10 protein-coding genes are annotated in these 9,741 nt (G+C 71.0%); 4 read left to right on the forward strand and 6 right to left on the reverse strand.

From position 1 onward, the window contains the following. Positions 1–329: 329 nt before the first annotated feature. Complete coding sequence (locus QM638_RS06740) at positions 330–899, reverse strand: O-methyltransferase (protein ID WP_415141185.1); 570 nt, start codon at positions 897–899, stop codon at positions 330–332. A 308-nt stretch (positions 900–1,207) separates the two neighbouring features. Between QM638_RS06740 and QM638_RS06745 the strand changes: the two genes are divergently transcribed. The 3 genes from QM638_RS06745 to QM638_RS06755 all read left to right on the forward strand — a co-directional run bounded on the left by QM638_RS06745 (position 1,208) and on the right by QM638_RS06755 (position 3,606). Beyond that, a complete protein-coding gene (locus QM638_RS06745; RefSeq protein WP_415141186.1) occupies positions 1,208–1,333 on the forward strand; it encodes a hypothetical protein in 126 nt (41 codons plus the stop codon). Between the two features lie 10 nt (positions 1,334–1,343). Further along, positions 1,344–2,417, forward strand: a complete 1,074-nt coding sequence (locus tag QM638_RS06750; protein WP_415141187.1) for a 3-isopropylmalate dehydrogenase — start codon at positions 1,344–1,346, stop codon at positions 2,415–2,417. A gap of 109 nt (positions 2,418–2,526) precedes the next feature. After that, positions 2,527–3,606 carry a branched-chain amino acid aminotransferase gene (locus QM638_RS06755; RefSeq protein WP_415141188.1) on the forward strand — a complete coding sequence of 360 codons (1,080 nt, stop codon included), beginning with the start codon at positions 2,527–2,529 and terminating at the stop codon, positions 3,604–3,606. 26 nt (positions 3,607–3,632) lie between these two features. Here the strand turns inward: QM638_RS06755 and QM638_RS06760 are convergent, their stop codons facing one another. The 5 genes from QM638_RS06760 to QM638_RS06780 form a co-directional block, all read right to left on the reverse strand. Further along, positions 3,633–4,685, reverse strand: coding sequence for an iron-siderophore ABC transporter substrate-binding protein (locus QM638_RS06760; RefSeq protein ID WP_415141189.1), 1,053 nt, complete (start codon positions 4,683–4,685; stop codon positions 3,633–3,635). Position 4,686: 1 nt separating this feature from the next. Then, positions 4,687–5,718: an ABC transporter substrate-binding protein gene (locus QM638_RS06765; protein ID WP_415141190.1), complete on the reverse strand. Its 1,032-nt coding sequence runs from the start codon at positions 5,716–5,718 to the stop codon at positions 4,687–4,689. Beyond that, the gene (locus QM638_RS06770) at positions 5,708–6,532 is read right to left on the reverse strand and encodes an ABC transporter ATP-binding protein (RefSeq protein WP_415141191.1); all 825 of its coding nucleotides are present in this window, start codon (positions 6,530–6,532) and stop codon (positions 5,708–5,710) included. The genes QM638_RS06765 and QM638_RS06770 overlap by 11 nt, the downstream gene beginning before the upstream one ends. Beyond that, complete coding sequence (locus tag QM638_RS06775; protein ID WP_415141192.1) at positions 6,529–7,596, reverse strand: FecCD family ABC transporter permease; 1,068 nt, start codon at positions 7,594–7,596, stop codon at positions 6,529–6,531. Before QM638_RS06775 ends, QM638_RS06770 begins: the two co-directional genes overlap by 4 nt. An 88-nt stretch (positions 7,597–7,684) precedes the next feature. Beyond that, the gene (locus QM638_RS06780) at positions 7,685–8,725 is read right to left on the reverse strand and encodes a FecCD family ABC transporter permease (protein WP_415141193.1); all 1,041 of its coding nucleotides are present in this window, start codon (positions 8,723–8,725) and stop codon (positions 7,685–7,687) included. A gap of 126 nt (positions 8,726–8,851) precedes the next feature. Here QM638_RS06780 and QM638_RS06785 point away from each other — a divergent pair. Continuing rightward, a partial coding sequence (locus QM638_RS06785) for a serine/threonine-protein kinase (protein ID WP_415141194.1) occupies positions 8,852–9,741 on the forward strand: 890 nt, incomplete at its 3' end.

Here is a 9,741-nt window from a genome sequence, read left to right on the forward strand (position 1 = left end):
CGGCGCGAAGCGCATGTCCTGGGGTGGGGGAGTCCCTTGGGGTGGGTGCCCGGTCAGGCAACCCCAACCACGGCGGACGGCGCGAAGCGCACGTCCGGTAGCCGAGCAGAGGCAAATGGTCGGAGGAGCGAAGCGGGGGAGACCATTTGCCTCTGCTCGGCGAGCGTGGGGGTGTTGCTCGGCGAGCGTGGGGGTGTTGCTCGGCGAGCGTGGGGGTGTTGCTCGGGCGAGCGTGGGGGCACTGCCCGGCAGAGCGTGAGGGGCACTGCCCGCACGCTGGCGCCGGAAGAGCCAGCCTCAGCGCTTGGTGGCCTCAGGGCGTGGTGGCCTCAGCGCTTGGTGGCGATCAGCACCGACGTACCCGTCGCCACCATCACCTCGACCGCGGTGAAGCGCTCGTCGACCAGCCAGCGCTCGCGCAGGGAGTCGACCCGGCCGTGCACCAGCGGGGGCCACACGTCGGACGGGGTCAGGTCGTCGACGACCACGATGCCGCCCTCCTCGACGAGATCGGCGAGCTGGTCCGGACTGACCTCGCCCGGTGTCTCGGCGTCCAGGAACAGCAGCGAGAACGGGCCCCGGTCGCGCAGCGTCGACCAGTCCGCCGCGAGCACCTCGACCTGCTGGTCGGCGGCGAAGATCTCGCCGGCGGCCTGGGCGAGCCCCTCGTCGAGCTCGGCGGTCACGATCTGCGCCGAGTCGCGGCGCACGCCCGAACGCAGCCAGGCCGTACCGACGCCGCAGCCGGTGCCGAACTCGGCCATCGTGCCGTCCCGGGTCGCGGCCAACGCGGCCAGCAGCCGTCCGGTCTCGTTGCGGCAGAAGGACACATAGCCCGCCCGGCGGCTGACGTCGAAGGCTCGGGTCACGATCTCGGGCAGCTCTGGCGGGGCACTCACTCCCACAGTCTGTCCGACAATCCCCGCCGATGACGGACGGATCGTCTCGGAGTGCGGACGACCTCGGCGGGTCGGTGGCCGGGACGGCGGTCCCTCGTCTAGCCTGAACACACCATGCGGACCATTTTTCTCGTAGCCGGACGCCGCGACGGGGCCACGCAGCAGTAGCTGCCAGGAGAGGCCACCTCGTCGCGGTGGCCTCGGCGACGTCCGTATTCGCCGGCTCGGCTTCTCCTCCTTCAGGGACCGTCAGATCGATCCCTGTCCGAGCACCATCCAGCGATCGCAGCCAGCGAAGGACGAGAACGATGCACGAGAGCTACCCCGAATGGGGACCCGCCAGCCACGACCCCGAGAATCCGCACAGCTACGAGGCGATCAGCCGGACGCTCGAAGCGCGGGACGGCGTCGGCGAGCGTCCGGACGACAACTAAGGTTCACCTCATGAGTGACGCATCGCCTTCCCCGGCCGGCCCCACCAGCGGTCTCAAGCTCGCCGTCATCCCCGGCGACGGCATCGGCCCCGAGGTCACCGCCGAGGCGCTGAAGGTCCTGGAGACCGCCTCGGCGGTGAAGTTCGAGCAGACCCGCTACGACCTCGGTGCCGAACGCTATCTGGCCACCGGCGAGGTGCTCCCGGACTCCGTGCTGGCCGAGATCAAGGAACACGACGCGATCCTCCTCGGCGCCGTCGGCGGCAAGCCGAACGACCCGAACCTGCCTCCGGGCATCCTCGAGCGCGGGCTGCTGCTCAAGCTGCGCTTCGAGCTCGACCACTACGTCAACCTCCGGCCCAGCCGGCTCTTCCCGGGCGCCACCAGCCCGCTGCGCGAGCCCGGCGAGATCGACTTCGTCGTCGTACGGGAGGGGACCGAGGGTCCCTACACCGGCAACGGCGGCGCGCTGCGGGTCGGCACGCCGGCCGAGATCGCCACCGAGGTGTCGGTCAACACCGCGTACGGCGTCGAGCGGGTCGTCCGCGACGCCTTCACCCGCGCCCGGCGCCGACCGCGCAAGAAGCTCACCCTGGTCCACAAGACCAACGTGCTGGTCAACGCCGGTTCGCTGTGGTGGCGGCTGACCCAGCAGGTCGCCGAGGAGTTCCCCGAGGTCTCGGTGGACTACATCCACATCGACGCCGCCATGATCTTCCTCGCCAACGACCCGGCTCGCTTCGACGTGATCGTCACCGACAACCTCTTCGGCGACATCCTCACCGACCTGGCTGCCGCGGTGACCGGCGGCATCGGGCTGGCGGCCTCCGGCAACGTCAATCCGGACCGCACCTTCCCGAGCATGTTCGAGCCGGTGCACGGCTCGGCTCCCGACATCGCCGGCCAGCAGAAGGCCGACCCGACGGCGGCCATCCTGTCCGCGGCGCTGCTGCTCGACCACCTGGGCCAGAGCGAGGCCGCCGCGGCGATCGACGAGGCCGTCCTCCTCGACCTGGCCGAGCGGCCCGCCACCCCCCGCACCACCGCCGAGGTGGGCGACGCCATCGCCGCCCGCCTGGCCTGACCCGCCGACTCGCGCGCCGACCCGGCCCCTCGGGGCCGTCCGGGTCGGCCGACCGAACGCGGCCGACTCCGGCTCGAAGGAGCCGATCAGGAAGGATTAGGTTGATCCCATGGAGATCACCACGAACCTGTCGCAGGACCCGGTCAGCGACGAACGACTTGCGGAGATCCTGGCCGAACCGGGGTTCGGCACCTTCTTCACCGACCACATGTTCGCGGTGGAGTGGACGCCCGCCGACGGCTGGCACCACGCCCGGATCGAGCCTTACGGCCCGCTGAGCCTGGACCCGGCCACCTCGGTCCTGCACTATGCGCAGGAGATCTTCGAGGGGATGAAGGCCTACCGTCATCCCGACGACAGCATCTGGACGTTCCGGCCCGAGGCGAACGCCGCCCGGATGGCCCGGTCGAGCCGGCGCCTCGCGCTGCCGGTGCTGCCGATCGAGGACTTCGTCGAGTCGGTGCGTGCGCTCGTCGAGGTCGACCGGCGCTGGGTGCCGCAGGCCACCGAGGGCTCCGAGAAGAGCCTCTACCTGCGACCCTTCATGTTCGCCTCCGAGCCGTTCCTCGGCGTCCGTGCGGCCCAGCACGTGACCTACATGGTGATCGCCTCGCCGGCCGGCGCCTACTTCAAGGGCGGGGTCAAGCCGGTCCGGATCTGGCTCACCGAGGACTACACCCGCGCGGGTCGGGGTGGCATGGGCGCCGCCAAGACCGGGGGCAACTACGCCTCCTCGCTGGTCGCCCAGGATCAGGCCACCGCACACGGTTGCGACCAGGTCGTCTTCCTCGACGCCAGCGAAGGCAGGTACGTCGAGGAGCTCGGCGGGATGAACCTCTACTTCGTCCACGCCGACGGGCACATCGTCACCCCCGAGGCCGGGACGATCCTGGAGGGCATCACCCGGGCCTCGATCATCGAGCTGGCCGGCAAACTCGGCTACCGGACCGAGGAGCGCCGGATCTCTATCGACGAGTGGCGCGATGGCGTCGCCTCGGGCGAGATCACCGAGATCTTCGCCTGCGGGACCGCCGCCGTCATCACCCCGGTCGGCGAGCTGGTCTGGGAGGGCGGCTCGCTGGCCTCGCCGCCGACCGGTGAGGTCGGTACCACCATCCGCAAGCAGCTCGTCGACGTCCAGTTCGGCCGCGCCGAGGACACCTTCGGCTGGATGCACCGGTTGGTCTGAGCAGCTCGGCGGCCGGAGCGGCCTCGTCAGCTCGTGGTGCTCGGCACCTTCGTGGCGGGATCACCGTCCGCCGCGGCCGCCAGCTTCGGCAGGTAGCGCTTGAGCACGTACGGGATGCTCAGCGGGGTCAGGAACGACATCGCCTGATAGAGGTAGCCGTCGCTGGAGCGCAGGTCGAACCAGCGGCCCTCGGTGTAGGTGTCGGTCTGCCTCCAGACCGCCGACATCCCCTTCGACATCTTGTCCCCGTCGAACCAGACGACGACGCCGACGTCGGCGAGCTTGCTGGCCTGCTCCTCGGAGAGCGACCAGCCGAACTCGTCGGCGTCCGGGTTGCTGACGCTGTCGGGGAAGCTGAATCCCAGGTCGGCGAGCAGCCGTCCGCGCAGGTCCTCGGGGCCGTAGACCCACAGTCCCTCGTACGGCGTGACCACGACCGCGCTCTGACCGGCGAAGTCCGGGTTGTCGGCGGCGGCGTCGCTGATCCGGCTCTTGGTCTTGGTCAGCAGCGCGTCGGCCTCATCGGGCTTCCCGACCGCCTCGCCGACCATCGTCAGGCAGACGTCCCACGGCGTGCCGTAGTCGACGTAGTCCTGCGGCTGGGCCACCGTCGGCGCCAGCGCGCTGAGCAGCTTGTACTCCTTCTGGGTCATGCCGGAGTAGACCCCGATGATCAGGTCGGGGGAGAGCGAGGCGACCTTCTCCACGTCGATCCCGTCGTCGGCGTCGAGCACCGTCGGGAGGTCGGCGTCGCCCAGCGCGTCCTTCGCCCAGGGGAAGATCTCGCCGGGCTCGCCGAACCACTTGGTGGTGGCCACCGGCACCACGCCGAGCGCCAGCAGGGCATCCTGTTCGATCACGCCGACCACCACCACCCGCTGGGGAGCCTGAGTGACGCGGGTGGAGCCGTACTTGTGCGTGATCGTCGCGGGGAAGGCGCCGCCGGACGAGGCGCTCGAGGACCCGTCGCTGGCCTCCCCGGAGCTGCCGCAGGCAGCCAGCAGGCCGGCCAGACCGATCCCGGCGGCGCCGCCGAGCAGGGTACGGCGGTCGACCGCTCCGGAGCGGCGCGGGGGCATCTCAGACCACCTTCTTGGCGGTGTCCAGGTAGTCGGCGAGCTTGTTCATGTAGCGGGCCTGGGAGACGTAGTCCATGCCGACCGAGTCCCAGCCGAAGAACTGGCCGGCCTTGACCGCCGCCACCCGGGCGAAGGTCGGCTGCTTCTCGAACTGCTCCGGTGTGTAGGAGTCGCGGGTGGTGTACAGCACCACGTCGGCGTCGTACTCGTCGGCGTTCTCCCAGCTGACGATGTGCCAGTAGTAGTCCTTCTTGGTGCCGGTGTCGATGAAGTCCAGGCCGAGCGAGGCGTAGTAGGCCACCGCCGGGTCGTCGCTCGGGATCACGTAGTAGAGATTGGCGTCCTCGCCGTAGACGGTGATGATCTTCAGGCCGCGCTTGGCGATCTTCTTCAGGCGGTCGCCCGCCTTGGTGAAGGTGGCCCGGTCCTTGGCCACCTGGCCGCCGTCCACGTCGATGCCGAGGGAGGAGGCGAGCTCCTCGTTGGACTCGATCACGTCGGTGGCCAGACCCGACTGCAGGATGCCGGCGACCGGCGCGATGGCCCGGATGGTCTTCATCTGGGTCTTGTCCTTGAAGCCGTACATCAGGCTCGGCTTGTCACCGTCGTAGGTGGTGGTGAGGATCAGGTCGGGCTGGAGCGCGGCCAGCTTCTCCACATTGATCTCGCCGTACTCGGTCCCGATGATCTCGATGCCGTCCAGGTCGATGCCGTCGAACATCGGGTCGTCGGCGGGGTTGGTGAACCCGAAGATCGCCACCGGCTTGATCCCGAAGTTGATCAGCGCGGCGGCCTCGTCCCCGTAGGCCACGATCCGCTCCGGGGTGTGATCGAGGGTGATCTTCTGGCCGAGGCCGTCGGTGAAGGTCCAGCTGCCGTCCGCTCCGGCGCTGCCCGATCCGGTACTGGATCCGGTGCTGGATCCGCCGCTCGACTCGCTGCCGCAGGCGGCCAGGGCCCCGACGGAGCCGAGGGAGAGGGCGAGCGCGGCGAGCGCGCCGCGTCGGGTGAGGTGCTGATGCTCAGCGGGCATGGGTGGGGTCTCCTTCGGAGGTTCCGGGGACGGGGGTGGACGAGATCGGCACGATCACCGGCAGCCCGGTGCGGGGGTCGGCGAGGATGTCGGCGTGCAGGCCGAACACCTCGGCCAGCATCGTCGAGGTGAGCACCTCGGCGGGCGCGCCCTCGGTGACCACGACGCCCTCCTTCATCACCACCATGTGGTCGCTGTAGCGAGCGGCCAGGTTGAGGTCGTGCAGCACCATCACCACGGTGCGGCCGCGCTCGGCGTTGAGCCGGCTGATCAGGTCGAGCACCTCCACCTGATGGGCCAGGTCGAGATAGGTCGTCGGCTCGTCGAGCAGCACCAGCTCGGTGTCCTGGGCGAGCGTCATGGCGATCCAGGCGCGCTGCCGCTGGCCACCGGAGAGCGCGTCGATCGGTCGATCGCGCAGTTCGGTGATGTCGGTGAGCGCCAACGCCTCCTCGACCACCTGCTCGTCCTCCGGCGACCATTGCCGGAACCAGCGCTGGTGCGGATGCCGACCGCGGCCGACCAGGTCGCGGACCAGCAGGCCGTCGGGGGCGATGGGGGTCTGGGGCAGCAGCGCGAGCCGGCGGGCCACCTCCTTGGTGGAGATGCCGGGTAGCGGACGGTCATCGAGGCGCACCTCGCCGCTGACCGGCTTGAGGAGCCGGGCGAGGGTGCGCAACAGGGTCGACTTGCCGCAGCCGTTGGGGCCGACGATGGCCGTCACCCGCCCGTCGCGGACGTCGAGGTCGACCTTGTGCAGCACCGGCGCCTCGCCGTAGCCGACGGTGAGGCCGCGGGCCTGGAGCCGGGTCATGCGTTCACCTTTCGATTGCGCCGCAGCAGCAGCCAGATCAGGTACGGCGCTCCGATGACGGCGGTCACCAGCCCGGCCGGGAGCGAGAACGGCAGCACCACCCGGGTGACCAGGTCCGCGGCGACGACCAGGACGGCGCCGTACACCATCGAGGCGAGCAGCGGCGGCCGCGAGCCACCGGTGAGCCGCAGCGCGATCTGGGGCATCACGAAGGCCACGAACTCCAACGGTCCCACCGAGGAGACCGACATCGCGGCCAGCCCCACGGCGGCGACCAGGATCAACAGCTGGGTGGTCTGGAGACGGACACCGAGCACGCGGGCGGTGTCGTCGCCGAGCTGCAGCGCGTTGAGGCGGAGCACCAGCAGGAAGCTCAGCGGGGCGAGCAGCACCAGCGTCACCAGCAGGGGCCAGGCCTGGTCCCAGCTGCGTGAGTTCAGCGATCCGTTGAGCCACACCGCCGCGCTGGCGGCGTCCTGGATCCGGGCACGCACCAGCAGCCACTCGGTGATGGCGGTCAGGGTGGCGCCCAGGCCGATGCCGATCAGCACCAGCCGGCCGCCGTCGATGCCGCGGCGCCAGGACAGCAGATAGAGCAGTGCCGCGGTGGCCAGGCCGCCGATCAGCGCGGCGACCGGCAGCCCGAGCTTCTGCAGTGTGCCGCTGACCAGGCCGCCGCCGTACCCGCTGGCGCCGCTGAGCACGATGGTGGCCACCGCCGCGGCCGAGGCGCCCTCGGTCACGCCCAGGATGTCCGGGCTGGCCAGCGGATTGCGGGCGAAGGTCTGGGTCAGCGCACCGGAGAGTCCGAGCGCGCAACCGGCGAGTACGGCGACCAGCGCCTGCGGCAGCCGGATCTGGTGGATGATGAACTGCTGGCCGGCATCGCCGCCGCCGAACAGGGTGGCAAGCACGTCCTTGAACGCGATGGTGTAGTCGCCCAGCGAGATGTCGAGCAGGAACAGCACGGCCAGCGCGACCACGCCGGCCGCGGTGGCGACCACGGCGCGTCTCGAGACCAGCCAGGAGGCCGGTCCGACGCGGACGGGGAGGCTGAGGGCCATCGCGGCTGGGGCTCCTTGTGATCTTCTCGGGCGGTGTGCGGGGGCGAGGTGTGGTCGGGTGCGAACGAGTGCGGGCGGGGTGCGGCGGTCAGATCCGGATGGTGCGGATGTGGCGAACGATGTAGATGAACACCGGCCCCCCGACCAGCGCCATCACGATGCCGACCTGGACCTCGGCCGGTCGCGCGATGACTCGGCCGATGATGTCGGCGGCCAGGAGCAGCAGCGCGCCGATGAGCGCCGAGTACGGCAGCACCCAGCGGTAGTCGACACCGGCCAGCGCTCGCGCGACGTGCGGCACCACCAGGCCGACGAACCCGATCGGTCCACAGGCCGCCGTGGCCGCTCCGGTGAGCAGCATCACCGCGGCCACGCCGACGATCCGGTGCACCAGCGGATGGATGCCGAGCGAGACGGCGGTCTCCTCGCCGAGCTGCAGCAGGTTGAGGGCCCGGGTGTTGAACAGCGCGACGACCAGGCCGACCACCATGAACGGCAGCACCTGCCAGAACACGTCCATGTCCCGACCCGCGACCGACCCGACCGCCCAGAACCGGTAGGCGTCGAGGGTCTGCTCGTCGCGCAGGATGACCGCCTGGGTGAAGGCGGAGAGGAGCGCGGAGACGGCCGCACCGGCGAGTACCAGCGAGACCGCGTCCGGTCCGCGACGCCCCGAGCCGATCGCGAAGACCGCCACCGCCGCGGCGCCGGCGCCGACCAGGGCGAACCAGGCGTACCCGGCCGGCGAGGTGACGTGCAGCAGCGTGATGCCCAGCACCACCGCCAGCGAGGCGCCGGAGGAGACGCCCAGCAGGCCGGGCTCGGCCAGCGGGTTGCGGGTGTGCCCCTGCATCAGCGCGCCGGCCGCGCCGAGACAGAGGCCGGCCCCGAGGGCGACCATGGTCCGCGGCACCCGGAGCTGGTGGATGACGGTCGAGGCATCCGAGCCGTCCGGCGAGAACAGCACGTGCAGCACGGTCCCGGGCGCGATCGACCGGGCGCCGACCGCCAGGCTCAACACGGCGGTGATCGCCAGCGCGACCAGCACCACCACCAGCCCGACCACCGGGTGTCGACGCGCGCGGTCGAGACCGAAGGAAGTCTTCGGAGCTGAGGCGAGCGCAGACACAAGAGGAAAGGCTAACCTAATGTCCTGCGGCCGACCATCTGGGCCGTGGCCCGGACCGCCGGGTGACCTAGCGGTGGTGCTCCCGCGTTCCCAGGAGTCCGCGGGTCGAGCCGGTAATCTCGTGGCGTGACGAGCGCATCGCGACATGAGGCGGCCGGGCCGCAGGCGGTGGGGGACTACACCCTGCTGGCCTCGCTGGGCCAGGGCGGCATGGGCGTGGTGCATCTGGCGCGCGATGGACGCACCGGGCAGCGGGTGGCGCTGAAGGTGCTGCGGCCGCAGATCGTCGGGGACGACGAGGGGCGGGCGCGGCTGGCCCGCGAGGTCTCCTCGTTGCAGCGGGTGCGTTCGCGCTGGGTCGCCGAGATCCTGGACGCCGACCCGTGGGGGCCGGTGCCGTACGTCACCACCCGCTATGTCCCGGGTCTCTCGCTGCACGACGAGGTGGTGGAGGAGGGGCCGGTCGCCGGCCGCGACCTGTACTGGCTGGCCCGTTGTCTGGCCGAGGGCATCCAGGCCTGTCACGACGCCGGCGTGCTGCACCGCGACGTCAAGCCCTCCAACGTCATCATGGAAGGTCGCACCCCGGTCCTCATCGACTTCGGGCTGGCCCGGGTCGCCGACGATCCGAAGATCACCCACACCGGCTGGCTGCTCGGGACCCCCGGCTACCTCCCGCCGGAGATCCTGCACGGTGAGGACGCCACCGCTGCCACCGACGTGCACTCGTGGGCCGCGACGGTCGCCTACGCCGCCACCGGACATGGACCGTTCGGGACGGGTCCGTCGATGGCGATCATGGATCGCGCGCGGCGTGGCCAGTACGACCTCACCGGGGTGCCGGCCCCGCTGCTCGACCTGCTCGCGGCCGCGCTCGACCCCGAGCCCGGGCGCCGACCGCAGCTGGGCGCCGTCCTGGCGTGGCTGCGCGATCCGGCCGGACCGCCGCCGGTGGGGACGGCACATCTCGGCCCCGCGGTGCCGGCCGCGGTGCCGGTCGAGGCCCCGGCCGAGAC

It is taken from the genome of Nocardioides sp. (genome assembly GCF_047606145.1).
In the GTDB taxonomy this organism is placed as follows: Bacteria; Actinomycetota; Actinomycetes; order Propionibacteriales; family Nocardioidaceae; genus Nocardioides.

Coding starts and splice junctions, on each gene's coding strand:
- QM638_RS06755 (WP_415141188.1), top strand. CDS start 2,527: ATGGAGATCACCACGAACCTGTCGCAGGACCCGGTCAGCGACGAACGA.
- QM638_RS06775 (WP_415141192.1), bottom strand. CDS start 7,596: ATGGCCCTCAGCCTCCCCGTCCGCGTCGGACCGGCCTCCTGGCTGGTC.
- QM638_RS06765 (WP_415141190.1), bottom strand. CDS start 5,718: ATGCCCGCTGAGCATCAGCACCTCACCCGACGCGGCGCGCTCGCCGCG.
- QM638_RS06760 (WP_415141189.1), bottom strand. CDS start 4,685: ATGCCCCCGCGCCGCTCCGGAGCGGTCGACCGCCGTACCCTGCTCGGC.
- QM638_RS06750 (WP_415141187.1), top strand. CDS start 1,344: ATGAGTGACGCATCGCCTTCCCCGGCCGGCCCCACCAGCGGTCTCAAG.
- QM638_RS06745 (WP_415141186.1), top strand. CDS start 1,208: ATGCACGAGAGCTACCCCGAATGGGGACCCGCCAGCCACGACCCCGAG.
- QM638_RS06770 (WP_415141191.1), bottom strand. CDS start 6,532: ATGACCCGGCTCCAGGCCCGCGGCCTCACCGTCGGCTACGGCGAGGCG.